At 58.1% G+C, this 18,432-nt stretch carries 18 protein-coding genes, 1 tRNA gene and 2 rRNA genes; 20 read left to right on the top strand and 1 reads right to left on the bottom strand.

Translation table 11 applies throughout. The features are described from left to right. From LHW45_09675 to tpx, 16 genes are all read left to right on the top strand, one after another. A 23S ribosomal RNA gene (locus LHW45_09675) occupies window positions 1–291 on the top strand; the annotation flags it as partial. Window positions 292–481: 190 nt separating this feature from the next. Then, window positions 482–598 (top strand): 5S ribosomal RNA (gene rrf / locus LHW45_09670). Between the two features lie 98 nt (window positions 599–696). Continuing rightward, window positions 697–2,490, top strand: a complete 1,794-nt coding sequence (locus LHW45_09665) for an SUMF1/EgtB/PvdO family nonheme iron enzyme (GenBank protein MCB5285839.1) — start codon at window positions 697–699, stop codon at window positions 2,488–2,490. A gap of 770 nt (window positions 2,491–3,260) precedes the next feature. Beyond that, window positions 3,261–4,340 (top strand): butyrate kinase, encoded by a 1,080-nt coding sequence (buk, locus tag LHW45_09660; protein ID MCB5285838.1) that lies wholly within the window; start codon window positions 3,261–3,263, stop codon window positions 4,338–4,340. Window positions 4,341–4,363: 23 nt separating this feature from the next. After that, complete coding sequence (locus tag LHW45_09655) at window positions 4,364–6,073, top strand: clostripain-related cysteine peptidase (GenBank protein MCB5285837.1); 1,710 nt, start codon at window positions 4,364–4,366, stop codon at window positions 6,071–6,073. 162 nt (window positions 6,074–6,235) lie between these two features. Continuing rightward, a complete protein-coding gene (locus LHW45_09650) occupies window positions 6,236–6,973 on the top strand; it encodes an RNA methyltransferase (protein ID MCB5285836.1) in 738 nt (245 codons plus the stop codon). A 78-nt stretch (window positions 6,974–7,051) separates the two neighbouring features. Continuing rightward, window positions 7,052–7,612: a thymidine kinase gene (locus LHW45_09645; protein ID MCB5285835.1), complete on the top strand. Its 561-nt coding sequence runs from the start codon at window positions 7,052–7,054 to the stop codon at window positions 7,610–7,612. Beyond that, window positions 7,609–7,863 carry a YggT family protein gene (locus LHW45_09640; protein MCB5285834.1) on the top strand — a complete coding sequence of 85 codons (255 nt, stop codon included), beginning with the start codon at window positions 7,609–7,611 and terminating at the stop codon, window positions 7,861–7,863. Before LHW45_09645 ends, LHW45_09640 begins: the two co-directional genes overlap by 4 nt. Before the next feature lie 13 nt (window positions 7,864–7,876). Next, on the top strand, window positions 7,877–8,458 hold the full coding sequence (locus LHW45_09635; protein ID MCB5285833.1) for a DivIVA domain-containing protein: 582 nt from the start codon (window positions 7,877–7,879) through the stop codon (window positions 8,456–8,458). Continuing rightward, window positions 8,455–9,270 carry a purine-nucleoside phosphorylase gene (locus tag LHW45_09630; protein ID MCB5285832.1) on the top strand — a complete coding sequence of 272 codons (816 nt, stop codon included), beginning with the start codon at window positions 8,455–8,457 and terminating at the stop codon, window positions 9,268–9,270. Before LHW45_09635 ends, LHW45_09630 begins: the two co-directional genes overlap by 4 nt. An 86-nt stretch (window positions 9,271–9,356) precedes the next feature. Further along, the gene (locus tag LHW45_09625; protein MCB5285831.1) at window positions 9,357–9,758 is read left to right on the top strand and encodes a TraR/DksA family transcriptional regulator; all 402 of its coding nucleotides are present in this window, start codon (window positions 9,357–9,359) and stop codon (window positions 9,756–9,758) included. A gap of 3 nt (window positions 9,759–9,761) precedes the next feature. Beyond that, a complete protein-coding gene (lspA, locus tag LHW45_09620; GenBank protein MCB5285830.1) occupies window positions 9,762–10,325 on the top strand; it encodes a signal peptidase II in 564 nt (187 codons plus the stop codon). Further along, on the top strand, window positions 10,326–11,759 hold the full coding sequence (locus LHW45_09615; GenBank protein ID MCB5285829.1) for a hypothetical protein: 1,434 nt from the start codon (window positions 10,326–10,328) through the stop codon (window positions 11,757–11,759). It begins immediately after the preceding gene. Between the two features lie 18 nt (window positions 11,760–11,777). Beyond that, window positions 11,778–12,620 carry a hypothetical protein gene (locus LHW45_09610; GenBank protein ID MCB5285828.1) on the top strand — a complete coding sequence of 281 codons (843 nt, stop codon included), beginning with the start codon at window positions 11,778–11,780 and terminating at the stop codon, window positions 12,618–12,620. A 13-nt stretch (window positions 12,621–12,633) separates the two neighbouring features. Further along, entirely contained in the window at window positions 12,634–12,915 is a 282-nt protein-coding gene (locus LHW45_09605) for a hypothetical protein (GenBank protein MCB5285827.1), read from the top strand. A 148-nt stretch (window positions 12,916–13,063) separates the two neighbouring features. Next, window positions 13,064–13,567, top strand: a complete 504-nt coding sequence (tpx, locus tag LHW45_09600) for a thiol peroxidase (GenBank protein MCB5285826.1) — start codon at window positions 13,064–13,066, stop codon at window positions 13,565–13,567. A gap of 27 nt (window positions 13,568–13,594) precedes the next feature. On the opposite strand, the gene LHW45_09595 is transcribed toward tpx, so the two are convergent. Beyond that, on the bottom strand, window positions 13,595–14,272 hold the full coding sequence (locus tag LHW45_09595; protein MCB5285825.1) for a metal-dependent hydrolase: 678 nt from the start codon (window positions 14,270–14,272) through the stop codon (window positions 13,595–13,597). A 132-nt stretch (window positions 14,273–14,404) separates the two neighbouring features. Here LHW45_09595 and LHW45_09590 point away from each other — a divergent pair. The 4 genes from LHW45_09590 to LHW45_09575 all read left to right on the top strand — a co-directional run bounded on the left by LHW45_09590 (window position 14,405) and on the right by LHW45_09575 (window position 17,922). Then, window positions 14,405–14,481: transfer RNA gene (locus LHW45_09590), tRNA-Arg, on the top strand. Between the two features lie 45 nt (window positions 14,482–14,526). Next, window positions 14,527–16,443 (top strand): ABC transporter ATP-binding protein/permease, encoded by a 1,917-nt coding sequence (locus tag LHW45_09585; GenBank protein ID MCB5285824.1) that lies wholly within the window; start codon window positions 14,527–14,529, stop codon window positions 16,441–16,443. 2 nt (window positions 16,444–16,445) lie between these two features. After that, window positions 16,446–17,195, top strand: coding sequence for a TatD family hydrolase (locus tag LHW45_09580; GenBank protein ID MCB5285823.1), 750 nt, complete (start codon window positions 16,446–16,448; stop codon window positions 17,193–17,195). Next, the gene (locus LHW45_09575; GenBank protein ID MCB5285822.1) at window positions 17,188–17,922 is read left to right on the top strand and encodes a tRNA threonylcarbamoyladenosine dehydratase; all 735 of its coding nucleotides are present in this window, start codon (window positions 17,188–17,190) and stop codon (window positions 17,920–17,922) included. The genes LHW45_09580 and LHW45_09575 overlap by 8 nt, the downstream gene beginning before the upstream one ends. The last annotated feature ends 510 nt before the right edge of the window (window positions 17,923–18,432 follow it).

Genomic DNA, 18,432 nt, shown 5'->3' with positions numbered 1-18,432 from the left:
GAGACAGTTCGGTCCCTATCCTTCGTGGGCGCAGGAAATTTGAGGAGCTCTGCATTTAGTACGAGAGGACCGGTGTGGACGAACCTCTGGTGTACCGGTTGTGATGCCAATTGCATTGCCGGGTAGCCACGTTCGGAGAGGATAACCGCTGAAAGCATCTAAGCGGGAAGCCAGCTCCAAGATGAGATTTCCCAACAGACAGGTTGGAGACTACAACCTTGATAGGTCACAGGTGTAAGCGCGGTGACGCGTTCAGCCGAGTGATACTAATAAGTCGATTGGCTTTCGCCAATATATTCTTTTGTGTGATACATGATCTCGAGCCGCGGAACCTTCTCTGACTTTGAGAAGTGGAACAGATGGACAGATGAAAAGATAAACAGGGGAAGAACCCAGCCTGATCCTTCAGGCCGCGGACTTTGCTCCTGGCAACTTTTGCCCTGTTCAACTGTTAAACTGTTTCACTTTGCCAGGCGTCAGCGATGGTGGTCATAGCAGCGGGGCCACACCTGTTCCCATCCCGAACACAGAAGTTAAGCCCGCTCGCGCCGATGGTACTGCACGGGCAACTGTGTGGGAGAGTAGGTCGCCGCCATCGCTGACGCCTTTTATCCATTACAGATCAATTAGGCGGATTTTCTTGACAATATTCCCCAGGCTGGATATTGAACCCCAGCCATTGAAGGGAGTGAAAACATGGAACTCAATCCTGGAACCAGGATCCGCGATTACGAGGTTGTCCGCCTGATCGGCAGCGGCGGCATGGGTGAGGTCTGGCTGGCCCACGAGATCATGCTGGACCGCGAGGTCGCGATCAAGAGTCTCAACTTTGAACTCACGCGGGACCAGCAATTCGCCGCCCGTTTCCAGAACGAGGCCCGCATCCAGGCCAAACTAAACCACCCGAACATCGTGGGCATGCACGCCTTTTTCGAAGAGTCCGGCTTGTATTACATGGTACTGGAATTCGCGCGGGGCATCACTCTGCGCGAGCTGATCGACCGCACCGGCCCCATCCCGGAACAGCGCACCCTGAACATCTTCAACCAGATCGCCGCCGCGCTGGGCTACGCGCATTCAAAAGGCATCATCCACCGCGACGTGAAACCCAGCAACATCATGGTCGATCCGAACAACGGCGACCACGTGAAGATGATGGATTTCGGCATCGCCAGATTGCTCACGGAAGGCCACCTCACCCGCACCGGCACTAGAATGGGCACCATGCACTACATGAGCCCGGAACAGGTGCTGGCGGAGAAGGACATAGATGCCCGCAGCGACGTTTATTCCGCGGGTGTGGTGCTCTACGAAATGCTCAGCGGCAAGTTGCCCTTCAACGCGGACACCGACAGTGAATATGTGATCCAGCACAAGATCATCACTGAAGAGATCCCCGATCCGCGGAATGTGTATCCCAGGATCACTGAATCCACCGTCTCCCTGCTGCGGAGCCTGACCCAGAAGAAGCGGGAATACCGTCCCCAGAGCATCTTGAATGCTTTGGCCAGTATGGAGCCGAAAGCGCCTAGAACAGAAAATCGCATTGTCGAAAGCTCGGAGAAACAAACTGTGGCAGACAAGCATGCTAATCTTGTTCCGGTGGAATTGCCAAAATTGGAGACAGCTGCTGTTAATCCAAAAAAAACTTGGAAGAGCTATTGGTTTATCTATCTCATTGCCTTTGTAATTCTGGCGTATCTGGCAATACAACTGACAAATGGCAGGTCAGTGTTTCCGGGTATACAGACCGGCACAAGTGAGGAAACGGCACCCAGGATGATCGAAGTTACCGGAGGTACTTTCCAGATGGGATCCAATTACGGAGATGAAGACGAAAAACCAGTGCACCAGGTGACGGTTTCCTCTTTTTTAATCGGCAAATACGAAGTCACTCAAGCCGAATGGCAGGAGGTGATGGGCACTAACCCATCTGAATGGAAAGGCGACAATTTGCCGGTGGAAAACGTTACCTGGTTTGAAGCGGTGGATTATTGCAATCGGCTTAGTTCCAGAGAAGGCCTGACCCCCTGTTACAGTGGCAGCGGAGAATCGATAACCTGCGACTGGAGCGCCAACGGCTATCGTCTGCCCACTGAGGCGGAATGGGAGTTCGCCGCCCGGGGTGGGAATCAGAGCAATCACCATGTATATTCTGGCTCCGGCACCATCGGCTCTGTGGCCTGGTATGAAAGCAATTCCAGTGACCGGACCCACAGCGTGGGAAGCAAAAACAAAAACGAACTGGGAATCCACGACATGAGCGGCAACGTCTGGGAATGGTGCTGGGACTGGTATGACTCTGGTTATTACGCCAAGAGTCCGGGCCTCGACCCGCGCGGGGCGGGCTCGGGCTCGTGTCGCGTACTGCGTGGCGGTTCCTGGCTCAGCGTCGGCAACGGCTGCCGGGTTGCCAATCGCTTCAACTACGGCTTTCCCGACTACGGGGGCAGCATCTTCGGCCTGCGGTTAGCCAGGGCTATTTTTTAATTGGGCTTTGGCCCTTTGGCCTTTGGACTTTGGATCTCTTTTTGACTCAGCGCGGCGAGCGAAGACAACGGATGCTCGCAAAAGCCTGGAAAACCGCCGCGCATCCGTCCAGTGATTCTCAACGGCACAGGACCCCTGTAAACAAGACGCAAAGCGGTGGCTTCAGCCACCGTACACATCACAGCAGAAGCACAAAGACGATCTCCGGTGGCTTCAGCCACCGGCGGATATGTTTCCGGGATCACCCAAATTGCAGGAGACTCCGTATGGATCGCACCGGAGCTTGAAAGCTCCGGACATCGTCTTTGGCAGCCAGGTCTTCGCGGAGTACGGTGGCTGAAGCCACCGCCTTCCGTCTTGTATCCGCGCGCGACATTTCCCTTTTCCCCATTTCCCTTTACCCCTGTGTCTCCGAAACTCTGTGTTTATTTCCTTTGTGCCTCGAGATAAATCTCGGGCACCCAACAAGCTGAAGCTTATGTTACACCCTTTCACCCTTCCACCCTTTCATCTTTTCACCCTTTCATCTTTTTATCCTTATGCCTTTGCACCTTTTCACCCTCACGCCAAATTCCAGCACCCAAATCCGCTTTTTTCCCCGGTTCGCTCCCAATATCAATACGGTATCAATACGGAATCATTACGGATGAAATCCGTATTGATTCCGTATTGATACCGTATTGATCACCGGAGGGCAAAGGAAAAGATTGACAAAAGGGGGGCGCTGCCAGAGCTTGCGAAAAAATAAAAAACGCAGGACAGGAGGATAAATGTCCCAGCTAATCCTTGCCATCAATCCCGGCTCCACATCCACGAAGATCGCCGTACACGACGGCGACAGGCCGGTTTTTGAGAAAACGCTGCGCCACGATCCGGCGGAGCTTGAGCCCTATCCCAACATCATCGACCAGTATGAGTTCCGCCAGAAATTGGTGCTGGAGGCGATGCAGGAGCACGAGGTCGATCCGCGGTCTTTGGTGGCCGTGGTGGGTAGGGGCGGACTGGTGAAACCAGTTCCGGGCGGCACTTTCAGGATCAACGAGGCGATGAAAAAGGATCTGCGCGATCCCTCGTTGTGGGGTCGCACCCACGCTTCGGCGCTGGGCGCCTTCATCGCCGACGCCATCGCCCGGGAATTTGGCATCCCCGGTTTCATCGTGGACCCGGTGGTGGTGGACGAATTTGACGATCTGGCGAGGATTTCCGGCATTCCGGAGATCGAGCGCAAATCCCTGCTGCACGCCCTGAACATCCGCTACATAGCGCGTTTGATGGCGGCTGAACTGGGTAAAAAACTGGATGAGGTGAACCTGATCGGGGTGCACATGGGCGGCGGAATTTCCGTGGCGGCCATCAAAAAAGGCCGTGTGGCCGATGTGAACAACGCCCTGTTGGGCATGGGACCCTTTTCACCACAGCGGGCGGGCGCCCTGCCCATCGGCGATCTGCTGGAACTGGCTTACAGCGGCAAATACACGCATCCCCAGCTGGTGAAATACCTCACCAAGGCCGCCGGTTTGATGGCCTATCTGGGCACGGACAGCGGGATCGAGGTGAATGAGCGCATCCAGGCCGGCGACGCCAAGGCGAAACTGATCACCGACGCCATGTGCTACCAGGTGGCCAAGGAAGCCGGGGCCTGCGCGACAGTGCTGAAGGGCAAAGTGGACGCCATTTTCCTCAGCGGCGGGCTGGTTTACAACGACTACATCGTCCAGCAGATCCGCTCGCGGGTGGAATTCATCGCCCCGATCAAGCTCTATCCCGGCGAACGTGAGATGGAAGCGCTCTGCCAGGGCGGTTTGCGGGTCTTGAACGGCCTGGAAGAGGCCCAGGACTACAACTATTGAGTGACGGGACGCGGGGTGAAACGGTGAAGCGGTTGCTGCTGCTGGCGCTGTGGTCCGTTTTGCTGTTTCCCCTCGGCGCCGCGGACTGGACCGTGCTGGTTTACATGGCCGCGGATAACAATCTCTGGCAAAACGCCGCGGCGGATGTGAACTCCATGGAGGCCGCGGCATTGCCCGCGAACCTCGATCTGATAGTGCAGACGGACATGCCGGCTGGTTCCGACCATCCCGGCGGCCAGCGCAGAAAGATCCGCGCCGACGCCCTGCCCTACATCACTTCGCCGCTGCTGGAGGACCTGGGCCCCATTGACAGCGGCGATCCCCAGACCTTGCAAAGCTTCATCAACTGGGGCTTTCAGCAATATCCTTCCCAGCTCAAAATGCTGGTGATCTGGGGGCACGGGGACAACTGGTTCAAGGCGGACGAGGGCAAATGGATCTGTCCGGATGAAGGCTCGGCATCGCTCATCAGCGTTTCCGAAGGCGAACTGAAGGACGCCCTGAGCGGCATTCCGCGCCTGGACATTCTGCTCTTCGACGCCTGCAGCATGCAGAGCCTGGAGGTTCTGGCGGAGGTGAGGCACGCCGCGGAACTTGTGGTGGGCTCCGAAGAACTGGTGCCGGCGGCGGGTTTTCCCTATCAGGCCATCGTTCCGCTGTTCGGGGCTGGAGAAGCGGAGGAGATCGCCGGACTGATCTGTGCAAAATACCTCGAATCCTACGCGGATGGCGGCAGCCAGAATCCCGGCGGCTTCAGCAATCCCATCACCTGCTCCGCGATCCGGACCTCCGCCCTGGAAGTCTTTTACAGCGCTTTCCGCGATTTTTTCCTGGGCAAATCCTGTTACTGGCCGCTGTCGATGCTGCCTGTGCGCGACCTCTGCTGGGAGATGAACACAGGCTACAACGACATCGACACCGGTGAACTTCTGAACCGGATGTACGATGCCTGGGGGGAATGGTGGGAACCGGAACTGGGGCCCCTGAAAGCGAAATGGGAGGCCTGCGTGGTGAACTCGGGCAGCTTGAACATCCCGCACGAAGTGGGTTCCGCGGCGCTCTGGTTTCCCGTTAACCAACAGTATTACGACGTTTGGTGGACCCGCTACGCCCAACTGGAGTTTTCCCAATACCGCTGGTTCCAGGTGCTGCACCGGGCCTACGGTCCGCACGGGAAACCGCCCGCGCCGGAGCTGGCGAGCCAAAGCATGGTGCTGGCGAACCTGAGGCTGGAACTGAGACAGCCGGTCTATCCGGATTCGCTGTGGTACATTGTGAAAACCCGGGCCTGGGTGGAGGGCAGCGAAGCCATCTTTGTGAAACCGGAGTTTGGGCAAAAAACGTTCTCAGTTTTCGTTCCCGTCAGCGGTCCCGGCTGGCTGGAGATCGAAGCGGTCAATCCCTGGGGCGCGATCTCCGATTCCCTGTATGTGGCTTACGTTTATGAGGAGCCGGGCTTGGAACTGCTGGTGGCGCCCAACCCCGTGCGAAACAGGTCTCTGGCCTCGGCGAAGTGGTATCTGCCGGAGGGGAGCACCGGAACGGTGGAGCTGAAGCTTTACAATTCACGCGGACAGAAGGTGTTGAGCCGAAGTTTCGCCCAGCCGGAACCCGGTGAGGGCAGCTGGCTGCTCTCGGCGGAGCCGGCTTTCCGCAAACTGGGCCGCGGTATCTTTATCCTCAGCTTAAATGTTGGTAAAAGATCGTGCCGCGTGAAACTCGCAATCCTATAGAAAAAGCGGTCTTGCGCGCTTTGTGGATAAGATGTGGATAACTTTGTGGACAGACGGCAACAACATGATAAGACGCTGCGGGGCAGCAAGATGCAAAATGTGGATAATCCACGGCTTTTGTGGATAAGTGCGTAGATAACTGAAAATCAGGAGATTGGAAATTTGGACACGATCACGGCGGAACTGAGCAACAACAGAACGCGGGAACTGAGCAAACTGAAACAGAAAAAACAGCGCCTGAGCGAAGGCAAGGTGGTGGTGGAGGGACAGAGGACGCTTTTCCAGCTGCGGGAGTGGGGCATCAAACCGCTGGAGCAGTATTTTACAAAGGGGGAAAGCCCCATCTGGAAAGGGATTCCGGCGCTTGAACTGCGGGACTGGGAACTGGCCAGGATCTGTGACAGCCAGAATCCGCAGGGCGTGGCGGCGCTGTTCGAGCTGCCGCGGGAACGCCAGCTGAAGTTCCGGCGCGCCTTTTATCTGGACGGGATCAGCGATCCGGGCAATCTGGGCACCATTTTCAGGCTCGTCGTGGCTTTTGGGATCGACGCCCTGCTACTGTCGCCGGATTGCGTGGAAGTGTCTTCGCCGAAAGTGATCCGGGCCTCTCTGGGCAGCGTGTTCAGGGTGCCGTTCCAGATCCTGGACGCGGCGCGACTGCGCTCAACCCAGGCGGAGCTGATCCTCACCGATGCCGCTTCCGGCGAGGCTTTGCGCGCTTTTGAGCCCGAGCCGGACAGGCCGGTGGTGATCGCGCTCGGTTCCGAGGCGCGGGGCGTTTCTGACGCGATCAAGGCACTGGCGGACAGGACCTTGCGGATCGAAATGGGGGAGGGGATGGAGTCGCTGAACGTGGCCGTTTCCGCCGGCATCATCGCGCACCACCTTTTCGGAGCCTGAGAGGCACTTTAGAGATTGACAAAATCGCGGCGCCGGCAAGTTTGGCGCTTTGCCAAATTTTATCTTCAAGGAGTCACGGTGAACATCATCAATCAGAAGACCGGCTGGATCGAAGTGATCTGCGGCAGCATGTTCAGCGGCAAAACGGAGGAGCTGATCCGCCGCATCCGCCGGGCTGAATACGCGCGGCAGGCACTTCTGGTGTTCAAACCCGCCATCGACAACCGTTACGACGCCACCAACATCGTCTCCCATTCCCAGATGCAGGCGCCGTCCGTGCCGATCACCCGGCCGGAGGAGATCTATCAGTATCTGAAAGACGACATCAAGATCGTGGCCATCGACGAGGCCCAGTTTTTTGACGCATCGATCGTGGACGTCTGCAACGATCTGGCGGACAAGGGATACCGGGTGATCGTGGCCGGCCTGGACCAGGATTACACGGGCAAGCCTTTTGCCAGCATGCCACAGCTGATGGCCGTGGCGGAATACGTGACCAAAAACCTGGCTATCTGCGTGAAATGCGGCAATCCGGCCAACCGCACCCAGCGCACGGTGCACAAAGGGGAACAAATTTTGGTGGGCAGCACTGAAGCCTACGAGGCCCGCTGCCGCAACTGCCACGAGGTGCTGGAATGAACATCGGCGGACGCTTGGCCGCGGTGATCGTGGAATTGCTGAGGCTGTATCAGCTGGTGATCATCATTCGCGCCCTGATGAGCTGGTTCGTGCGGGACCACAGCAGCGGGATCTACCTGTGGCTGGTGAAGATCACCGAACCCGTGCTGGCCCCCATCCGCAGGATCATACCGCGCTTCAGCGTGGATTTTTCGGCGGTGGTGGCCATCTTGCTGATCGGCATCGTGATCACCATTATCAGAAGCATATAAACCGGGAGGATTAATGTCATTATTTCCCACAGACATACGCCATCAGGAGTTTTCGGGCTCCCTGATGGGCTACAGCAAGAAAGAAGTGAAGGATTACCTGGAAGAGCTGGCCTCGGAACTGGAGGAATACCAGAACCGGCAGGAAAAGGAATTGCAGCGCCGCGAGCTGGCACAGCTGGAAGTGCGGCAGGAAGCCGTTCAGGCCGGAAGCGCGGTAGAAGAGCTGAAGCGGCGCGAAGAGCTGATCAGCCGCACCCTGGTCTTTGCCGAAAAGACCAAGGCCGACATCATCTCCAACGCCCGCAAGGAAGCGGAAAACATCATCCACGAGGCCGAACTCAAGGCCAAGCGCGCGATCCAGGAGGCGAAACAGTATCTGGGCGTGCTGGAACAGCAATACATCCAGATCAAGGAGCAGAAGCGCCAGTTCCTGATGCAGTTCAAGAGCGAGCTCAACACTTTTCAGGACCGCATCGACAAAGACCCGCTGCTGAGCAAGCCGCCGGAACACCTGCTGGATTCGGATTTCAGGCAGATCAAGGAAGAGATCGCCCCCAACGCCAAGCCGCCGGTTGAGGACAACCAGCTTTCATGAGCGCGGCGTACCGGCAAACCGCGGACTGGCTGAAACAGCGCCTGCCCGAGGTTCCGAAAGTGGCTTTGATCCTGGGCACCGGGCTGAACGGCATCGCCGAACAGGGACGGATCCTGGTTCAGATACCCTACTCCGGGATCCCCGGATTCGCCAGCAGCACGGCGCCTTCGCACAAGGGCAACCTGATCCTGGGTGAGCTTGGCGGGCAAAAAGTGCTCTATCTGCAGGGCCGGTTTCACCATTACGAGGGGCATCCGCTCCCCACGGTGGTTTTCCCTACCCGGGTGCTGGCCTGCCTGGGCATCGAAACCCTGATCGTGACCAACGCGTCCGGCAGCCTGCGCGAAGAACTCAGCCCCGGCTCGATCGTGATGCTGAGCGACCACATCAACTTCATGGGCGGCAATCCCCTCTGCGGCGAAAACGATGCCAGCCTCGGCGAACGTTTTCCCAGCCTCAACCAGCCTTACGATCCCGATCACAGGCAAGCCTGCGCAGCCATCGCCGCCCGCGCCGGGATCACCCTGCGTGAAGGGACCTACATCGCCGTGACCGGCCCCAGCCTGGAAACCCGGGCGGAGTGCGCGGCTTTCGCCGGTTGGGGAGCGGACCTGGTGGGCATGTCCACCGTTCCCGAAGTGATCGCGGCCCGGCACGCCGGGATGAAGGTGCTGGCCTTTTCCGTGGTGACCAACTACAGCAATCTGCTGCACGACCAGGCCCATTCCCAGGAAGAGATCCGCGCCAACGCGGACAAGGCTTCCGCCTGGCTCATCTACATCATCACTGAATTCGTAAGTGGCCTGAAATGACCACGCTGGATATTTTCATTGACACCTGGGGCAGGGCCAGATATGAGGGTAAATCAATTCAAATGCAGATAGCACAGGAGTGACCGATGGCGGCTAAACCATTGACAGCAAAGAAACTTAAGAAGTTCGAGGAGATCATTCAGAAGGAACTTAAGGAAAGCGTTGCCTACGTCGAAGACATAAATAAAGACCAGAGCATCGGCGCCCGCGAGAGCAGCGGCGACCTCTCCTCCTACGCCTATCATCAGGCGGACCAGGGCTCGGACACGAACCTGATGGAACAGACCGTGATGATGATGGAGCAGGAACGCAACAAGATCCGCCAGCTGAACGACGCCCTGCGCAAGATCTACGAAGGCAACTACGGGGTCTGCGAAATGTGCGGCGAGAACATCAACGAAAGCCGCCTGGAGATCATACCCTACGCCCAGTACTGCATCGCCTGCATGGAAAAGATGGAAGACAAAAAGCGCAGGCAGAAAAAATAGCGCATGGACAGACCCAAAAGATATCCCGCCTTCATCATCATGGCCGCCGTGATCGTTTTGGACCAGATGAGCAAGATATTGGTGCGCAAATACATCCCGATGGGCAAATGGATCACGGTGGGCGAGAGGCTGTGGGGCGATTTCCTGCAGATAGGGCATCTGGAAAACACCGGGGCGGCTTTCAGTTTGTCGCTGCCCAATCCGCTTTGGAACAAGGCGTTTTTCATCGGCACCTCGGTGCTGGCCGTGGTTTTCATCCTCTGGCTGCTCAGCCGCGCCACCCACAAGATCCAGGTGGTGGCCTTCGGTTTGGTGCTGGGTGGGGCCATCGGCAACAACCTCATCGACCGGCCCATCCTGGGCGCGGTCACCGATTTTGTCAGTTTCGACATCCCCGACCTGATCAGGGGCATGGAGCGCTTCCCCGTTTTCAACGTGGCCGACAGCGCCATCTTTTTCGCCATGTGCCTGCTGATCGTGGACATGATCTTCATTAGCGGGAAGAAGGCCCCCCAGCCGGAATCGCTTCCCACCCCCGAGATAAATTTACCAGACAAGGAGCAATAGATGAGATACTTTTTGCTATGCGTGATGGCGCTGGCCCTCTCCGGACTGATGTTCGCCCAGGTGCTCACCTGCCATGACGTTCAGTACACCACCCAAGCCGGCGGCGCCTCGCCCTATTCGGGCAGCGTGGTGACGGTCGAAGGCATTGTGGTGGCCGAAGTGTTTTACACCGGCACCAGCACCACCAACAAGGGTTTCGTGATCTCGGACCCCGAGGGCGGTCCCTGGAGCGGACTTTTGATCTTTACGAACCAGTACGCCCCCCAGCGCGGCGACAAGGTCCAGGTCACAGGCACCATCACAGAGTACTACGAATTCACCGAAATGTCACCCACCACAGGGTTTCAGGTGCTTAGCCAGGGCAACCCCCTGCCTCTGCCGGCCCTGGTGACCACCGGCAGCCTCACTGGCTCCGCCGCCGAGCAGTGGGAAAGCGTGTTTGTGAAGGTGGAAAACGTGAACGTGACCTCCACTCCGAACAACTATGGCGAGTTCAACGTCAATGACGGCAGCGGCGCCTGCCAGATCGACGACCAGTGCTTCCCCCGCAGCGGCTTTTCCTGGCCGCAGATGAGCGTGGGGCAAAACTGGGCCCGCATCCAAGGCGTGGTGGATTATTCCTTCAACTATTTTGGCATCAATCCCCGCGAAATGACCGACCTGGTGCAGATCGACGACGTCTCCAACGCCACCGTGCGCGTGCAGACCACCAATGCCGAGATCGACACCCCCGTGGACGTGAACATCATCACTTCCCGCATCAAGCCAGCGTGGGGGGTTTCCTCCTACCGCGCCTACCTTAGGCTCGACCCGGACAAGGTGCGGTTCAACGGTTTGGAAATTGCCGAAACCATGACCGCCTTCGAGCCGGAATACTGGATCTCGGCGGCCGGCGATTCGCTCTATGTGCTTTACCAATCCCAGGAACCCATCACTTCCAGCGCCGACGACCAGGTGCTGTTCAAGCTCGATCTCACCCCCACCAGTTACGGTGAATCGGTGATCCAGCTGGTTTCCTTCGCTTACGACACCACACCCATCCAGTCCATCAACAGCGGCAAAATGCTGGTACCCATCCGCACCAGCATCGCCTGGTTGAATGTGACCAATCCCAACAACGCCCGCAACATCTTCAACCCGGAGCTGAACGAGAAACTCACCATCGAATACGGCTGCAAGACCTCAGCCGCGGGCATCAACGTGAAGGCGATCGTGCGCATCTACGACGCGCAGGGGCGCTTGGTGGCCACTCCCGTAAACCGCAACATCAGCAACGCCCTCGGCATCGAAAGTTTCCAGTGGGACGGCCGCGACCAGACGATGAACCGCCTGCCCATCGGCCTTTACTATTGCCACCTGGAAGTGATCGAACGCAGCACCGGCCTCAAGGAAACAACGGTGCAGCCGCTGGTCATCAAATCCATCCTCAAATAAGCACAGGGAGAAAGAATAATGAAAAAGATGATTTTCATCGCCCTCATCCTGATCCAGACGGCCCTGCTGCTGGCGGTTTTCGATGACTACATTCCCTCGGCCCGGGCTCGCGGCATGGGCGGAGCCTACACCGGCGTGGCGGATGACGTGAACTCGCTCTATTTCAATCCCGCCGGCCTCACGAACGTGAAACTGGAAGCCCAGGTGGGTTTTAGCCAACTTTACGGCAAGCCTTTCTCGGAATACAAAACCGCCGCCCTGGGCGTGAAACTGCCCAAGAAACTGGGCACCCTGGCCTTCGGCGCCCGCCTCTTTGACGTGGCTTTCGAAGAGGAAAACCTGATGAGCGAACAGGTCTGGACAGCCGGCCACGCCTTCGATCTGCAGAATGACATCCATTCCCGGATCAGCGTGGGCTACAGCGTGAACTACCATCGCCTGCAGTTCATCGAGGAAGAGTCCGACGACGCCATCGGGGTGGATTTTGGCGCCACCGCCTTTCTGCATGGCCGCACCAAGCTCGGCTTCAGCGTGAGCAACCTCAACCAGGCCGTGATGGGCGACACCAACCAGCATCCCCTGCCCAGCAAACTGGCCCTGGGGATTTCTTACATACCCTATGAAAATGTGATCACCACCCTCGAGGTGAAGAAAGACTTCGCCAAGGAAACCGAGTTCATGGGCGGCGTGGAAGTGCGCCTCTTCGAACCGTTGGCCGTGAGATTTGGCGTGCACTCGAACCCCGCCACCTGGAACGCCGGCATCGGCCTCAACGTTCAGGGCATCGAGCTCGACCTCGCCTATACCAGCCACGCGGTGCTGCCGGGAACCCTTTACGGCAACCTTGGCTACAAATTCTGATAAGGAGCCTCCCATGGCCGGATCGATCCTGAAAAAATTGCTGCCCGCTTTCATTCCTGTGGCTTGGGAAGTTATCAACCACTTCAAGCGGGACATGAACCACAACAGCAACATCAAGAAGTTTGACGCCTCGGAAGAGAAACTGACCACCATCGAAAACCTGATCGTGAAAGTGGAAAAGAAGGCCCTGATCAACCGTGACGAGATCAGGTCTTTCAAAGGCCACTTCTACATCTGGGCGGCGATCAACTCCGCCCTGCTGATCGCGGTTTTCGTGAAGCTCTTTTTCTTCTGATCCCCGGCATCATCCGAACATCCCGGCACAACTGACCCCCCGCGGGCGGTTGGGTCGGGATCTCTCTTTCCAGGCCGGCTCAGGCTTGCCTTTGTTTCAGGGGGCGTTTATACTGTCTGGAAAAAATAACTCAACAAAGGATAGCAACATGGCCAAGACCAAACTCAAAGGAAACCCCGTAAACACCTCCGGACGCCTGCCCCGGGTGGGCACTCGGGCCAAGGATTTCGTACTCACCGCCAACAACCTGGCGGACATGACCCTGGCGGATTTCAAGGGCAAAAAGATCCTGCTCAACGTCTTTCCCAGCGTGGACACCGCCGTATGCGCCATGAGCGTGCGCACCTTCAATGCCGAGGCCGCCAAGGTGAAAAACGCCGCCATCCTCTGCGTTTCGCGCGACCTGCCCTTTGCCCTGGGACGCTTCTGCGGTGCCGAAGGCATCGACAAGGTGATCACCCTGTCTGAACTGCGCGACCGCGATTTCGGCAAAAACTACGGCCTGGAACTCAGCGACGGGCCGATGGCCGGATTGCTGGCCCGGGCGGTGATCGTGCTGGATGCAGAGGGCAAGGTGGCCTACACCGAGCTAGTGGACGACATCACCCACGAACCGAACTACGCCGCGGCGCTCAAAGCCCTCAAAAAATAGTCTTCGCTTCGTTATACAGCCTGCCGCTCAGGCCTGGATCTCCTCTCCGGGTTTGAGGGGCAGGCATTTTTTGCCCAGCGCCCCCACCTTGGCCGCGAAGTCCTCAGGATCCGCGCTCACCACCGGCCAGGTGTTGTAGTGCATGGGGATCACCACGCGCGGATCAACGAATTCCACCGCTTTCAGGGCGTCTTCCGGCCCCATCGTGAAGTTGTCGCCGATGGGCACCAGGAAGTAGTCCACGCGGTTCATTTCCCCGATCAGCTTCATGTCGTAAAAGAGGCCCGTATCGCCTGCGTGATAGAGGCAAACGCCGTCCATCCAGATCAGGATCCCGGCGGCAGGACCACCGTAGCGGCCGTCCGGAGTGAGGCTGCCGTGCCAGGCCGGGGTCAGTTTCAAGCGGCCGAAGGGAAAGGCGTGGCTGCCGCCGATCTGCATCGCGTGGGTCTGATAGCCAGCCTGGGCCAGATATCCGGCCAATTCCGCCACGCAGATGATCAGCGAGCCGCAGCGGCTGGCGATCTTGGTGGCGTCGCCCAGATGGTCGCCGTGGGCGTGGGTGATCGCGATGAAATCCGCATCCACTGCCTCGGATTTGGCTGCCGCCTGCGGATTGTGGTCCAGATAGGGATCGATCAGCACGGTGTGCCCGGCTTCATCGCGCAGCGCGAAGGCGGAATGCCCCAAAAATCTCAGTTTCATCTCAAGCTCCCTTATGTTTGTTTGGTCAAAGCTGCGCAGTCTGGGACCAGAAGTCAAGCGATAATTTTCCCGCCCCGCCCGCGGATATTGTTCTTGACAGAAACCCGCCCCGCCGGATTTTTGCACCAGCGTGCGCCCTTGGCTCAATTGGATAGAGCATCTGACTACGGATCAGAAGGTTGGGGGTTCGAATCCCTCAGGGCGTGCCATCTTTTTCCTTGCCAGCATTCGCTGGCTTTTTTTTATGGCCTGAAATGGACAACGCAACACCAAGCAAAGCAAGCGCCTGGCCAGACCTGCGCCAGATCTACGCCATCATGTTCCGATACTGGCCCCTGCTGGTATCCGGACTGCTGGCGACGCTGCTCTACGCCATTTTCAGCGGGATCAGCGTCACCCTGGTTATCCCGCTGTTCGATTATGTTTTCAAGCCCGCCTCCGGCCAACTGGTTTACACCGATCTCGGCGGCTTCCTGGGGGCGCTGGGCGCGGCCTGGAGCTCTTTCTGGCAAAGCGCCGGCGGCGTCTTCTCGCTTGAAGGCCTGGCTCCGCTTTGGGAAGAGGTCCAGAAGATCATGCTGGCCACCGATTCCCTGGCGCTGCTTTACGCGCTCTGCCTCTTCGTGGTGGTGGTGATCCTGCTGAAAAACATCTTTTTCTATCTGCAGCGGGTGCTCTTTATCAAGCTGCGCGGAAACACCATTCGTGACCTGCGGGAAAAGATGTTCGCCCGCTATATGGGCCAATCGCTGGAATTCTTCCACCAGAACCGGGTCGGCGACGCCATGGTGCGGATGGTGAACGACGCCGAGATCGTGAGTGAAAGCTTCATCAAATCGCTGCTGGAAGGGATCCTGGATATCTTCACCATCCTCGTGTTCATGCGCGTGGCCCTGCTGCTGAGCCCCCGGCTCTTTCTCTACGGCCTGCTCGTGGTGCCGTTTTTCACCCTCTTCGTGGGCTGGCTGGGCAAGAAGATCAAAAAGAACTCCCAGCGCATCCAGGCGCATCTTTCCACCATGTTTTCCACGGTGGAGGAGGCGCTGAACAGCATGAAGATCGTGAAAGCCTTTCGCCGCGAGGACAGCGAGCACCGCGATTTCAGCCGGGTCAATTCCGCCTATGTGAGTTTCTGGAAACGCGCCCAGTACTACTCGTCCCTGAGCGTGCCGCTGTCGGAACTGAACACCGTGTTCACCGCCGTGATCGTGATCATTCTGGGCGGCAGGATGATCCTGGCCCCCGGTTCCGGCTTCTCCCTGGGCGATTTCACCGCCTTCCTCTTCGCCATCTTTTCCCTGCTCCATCCCCTTAAAAACCTTACCCAGATCTACTCCGACGTCAAAAAAGCCCTGGTCTCCCTCAACCGCGTCTTCTTTGTGCTGAACCGCGAAGCGACGGTGAAGGAAGACCCGGACGCCCTGGCCAAAGACGGTTTCAGCTCCGGGATCGAGTTCGACCGCGTGAGCTTTTCCTACAGTGAGAACCGCCCCGTGCTGCGGGATGTGAGCCTGACCGTGCGCAAGGGCGAAAAGATCGCCATCGTGGGCGCCAGCGGCGGCGGCAAGACCACCCTGGTCAACCTTTTCAACCGCATGTACGACGTGAGCTCCGGCGCCATCCGCGTGGACGGCACGGACATCCGCCAGCTCAGGCTGGCCGACCTCCGCCGTCTCTTCGGGGTGGTCACCCAGGACAGCGTGCTCTTCACCCGCTCCATCAGGGCCAACATCGCCTACGGCTCTCTTGAGGAGCTCGACGACGCCCAGATCCGCGCCGTGGCCAGGATCGCCCACGCCGAAGCCTTCATCCTCCAGTTTCCCGCCCAGTACGACGAAGTGCTGCAAACCAAAGGCGCGAACCTCTCCGGTGGCCAGAAACAGCGGCTTTGCATCGCCCGCGCGATCGTAGGCGATCCACCTGTCCTGATCTTCGACGAAGCCACCAGCGCCCTCGATACCGAAAGCGAACAGCTGGTGCAGGAGGCCATCGACGCCGCCACCCAAAACCGCACCGTGATCATAATCGCCCACCGCCTCTCCACGGTGCTTAAAGCCGACCGCATCGTGGTTTTGGAAGAGGGCCGGATCGTTGGCCAGGGCAGCCATGAAGAGCTTTTGCGCTCCTGCCCCCGCTACCGCAAACTCCACGCCGCCCAGTATCAGGAATGAGCTTGGATCTCTCCCTTGCCCTGATCGATGGACACTGCCACCTGGCCAATCTCAGCCTGCTTCTCCATTTGGAGCCGCTTTTGGAGGAAGCCGCGCAGCGGGGCGTCACCCGCTGGCTGTCCTCCGCCCTCACCCGTGAGGAAGTCCGTTTTTATCTGAACCATCCACGCCCGGAGATCCGCTTCAGCGCCGGGATCCATCCCAATTACGATGACTGCGACCTCGCCTTGGCGGATATTGCCGCCCTCTGCGAGGATAAGAAGATCTGGGCGGTGGGGGAGGTCGGTCTGGACCGCAACGGCCCTCCGCTACCGCAACAGGAGCGGATCTTCATCCAACAGCTGGAACTCGCTTCCGAATACAATTTGCCGGTGGTGCTGCACATCGTGGGCCACCAGCAGCGGGCCTACGAGATCCTGAAAGACCATCCCCTGCGCTATCTGGTGCACGGCTATGCCGGAAGCATTGAAGGATACAGGCTTTTGGCCCGCCTGAACAGCTGGTTCACCCTCAGCGAACGTATCCTGAGGCCAGATAAACGCGCCCTGCTGGGGGAAATGCTGGCCGGCGGCCGCTACCTCGCGGAGACTGACATCACCCGGCATTACGTGGAGGGAAACGAGCCCAACCCGCTGTTGAGGCTTCCGGGAGTGGTGAAACGCGCCTGTAACCTGGCCGGACTTTCCCGCGAGGACTTCGTGAGGGCGCAAAACGCCAGCCTCGCGGCGCTGCTGGAGCGCTCACATGGCTGATCCCGCCCTCAACCGCAGCGCGCTGCTCCTGGGCGAAGAGGCCCTGGCCAAGTTGAAAGCAGCCAGCGTCTGCGTGATCGGACTGGGCGGAGTGGGTTCCTACGCCGTGGAAGCCCTTGCCAGAGCGGGCATCGGGCATTTCACCCTCATCGATTTCGACGTGGTGGGACCCACCAATCTCAACCGCCAGCTCATCGCCCTGCGCGATACCATCGGCCAGCTCAAGGTGGAACTGACCCGGCAGCGTATCCTGGCCATCAACCCGGAGGCGGAAGTTGTTTGCCATCAGGAGTTTCTGGATGCGGAAAACCGCGCGGAACTGCTGGCGGGCACGGAGTGGTTCATCGACGCCATCGACAGCCTCGGCCCCAAGATCGGCCTGCTGGAATACGCCGTTCGCCATGAGCTGAGATTCGTCTCCGTGATGGGCGCGGGAAACCGGCTCGACCCCTCCAGGATCCAACTTTCCTCCATCAAAAAGAGCCACAACTGCCCCCTCGCCCGCCGGGTGCGAAAGTTCCTGGGACGCAGAGGCATAAAGTCCGATTTTCCCTGCGTCTGGTCGTCCGAACTTCCCCTGCGTCCGGAAGAGGACGAGAACACCCCGGACGAGCTCATCCTCCAGCGCGGCCGGCAGCGCAAAACCGTCGGCTCGGTCAGCTATCTGCCTGCCATCATGGGCATGTACGCCGCCAGTTGGGTCATCCGGGAGATCGCCGGACAGTAAGATATAACCACGTCATTGCGGTCTAGTATCCTATATCCAGCCATCCGGGTTAGGCAACAAGCAACCTTGAGCTTTAAAGCTGATCCAGACAGACACATCCCGCCTGATTCTCGCCTGACAGGCGGGGATTTAACGGGGGATTAGCGGGGAATTTGTACACAAGCGTCATCCTGCCTTCCAAATGTAAAATGGTGCAGCACTACGTCAGAGCAGAGATGGCTCTTGAGACGAACTCTCACCTGGCTCTGGAGTCAGTTCATCAGTTCATCAATTCATCAGTTCTCAGCTACACCGCCTTTTCCCAGTCCTGGTCCAGGATGAGCGATATATAGGCCTAAGATATAGGTGGATAATATAGTTATATATAATTTATACTAATATAGTAGAAGACCTTTGCGTAATACCAAAGAGTCCAGCTTTCCAGGATCTACTTTGTAGTTATCCACAATTTTTTCAAATATTCTCAACATGAACCCTGAAAAAGCTCAGTTATCCACACATTTTGCGCTT

The organism is Candidatus Cloacimonadota bacterium, assembly GCA_020532085.1.
GTDB lineage: Bacteria > Cloacimonadota > Cloacimonadia > Cloacimonadales > Cloacimonadaceae > Syntrophosphaera.
This window is presented reverse-complemented; position numbering and strand designations above follow the sequence as displayed.

Excerpts from the sequence above, each read along its gene's own strand:
- LHW45_09665 (MCB5285839.1), top strand. The coding sequence starts at position 697 with ATGGAACTCAATCCTGGAACCAGGATCCGCGATTACGAGGTTGTCCGC.
- buk (MCB5285838.1), top strand. The coding sequence starts at position 3,261 with ATGTCCCAGCTAATCCTTGCCATCAATCCCGGCTCCACATCCACGAAG.
- LHW45_09640 (MCB5285834.1), top strand. The coding sequence starts at position 7,609 with ATGAACATCGGCGGACGCTTGGCCGCGGTGATCGTGGAATTGCTGAGG.
- LHW45_09635 (MCB5285833.1), top strand. The coding sequence starts at position 7,877 with ATGTCATTATTTCCCACAGACATACGCCATCAGGAGTTTTCGGGCTCC.
- LHW45_09630 (MCB5285832.1), top strand. The coding sequence starts at position 8,455 with ATGAGCGCGGCGTACCGGCAAACCGCGGACTGGCTGAAACAGCGCCTG.
- LHW45_09625 (MCB5285831.1), top strand. The coding sequence starts at position 9,357 with ATGGCGGCTAAACCATTGACAGCAAAGAAACTTAAGAAGTTCGAGGAG.
- lspA (MCB5285830.1), top strand. The coding sequence starts at position 9,762 with ATGGACAGACCCAAAAGATATCCCGCCTTCATCATCATGGCCGCCGTG.
- LHW45_09615 (MCB5285829.1), top strand. The coding sequence starts at position 10,326 with ATGAGATACTTTTTGCTATGCGTGATGGCGCTGGCCCTCTCCGGACTG.
- LHW45_09610 (MCB5285828.1), top strand. The coding sequence starts at position 11,778 with ATGAAAAAGATGATTTTCATCGCCCTCATCCTGATCCAGACGGCCCTG.
- LHW45_09605 (MCB5285827.1), top strand. The coding sequence starts at position 12,634 with ATGGCCGGATCGATCCTGAAAAAATTGCTGCCCGCTTTCATTCCTGTG.
- tpx (MCB5285826.1), top strand. The coding sequence starts at position 13,064 with ATGGCCAAGACCAAACTCAAAGGAAACCCCGTAAACACCTCCGGACGC.
- LHW45_09595 (MCB5285825.1), bottom strand. The coding sequence starts at position 14,272 with ATGAAACTGAGATTTTTGGGGCATTCCGCCTTCGCGCTGCGCGATGAA.
- LHW45_09585 (MCB5285824.1), top strand. The coding sequence starts at position 14,527 with ATGGACAACGCAACACCAAGCAAAGCAAGCGCCTGGCCAGACCTGCGC.
- LHW45_09575 (MCB5285822.1), top strand. The coding sequence starts at position 17,188 with ATGGCTGATCCCGCCCTCAACCGCAGCGCGCTGCTCCTGGGCGAAGAG.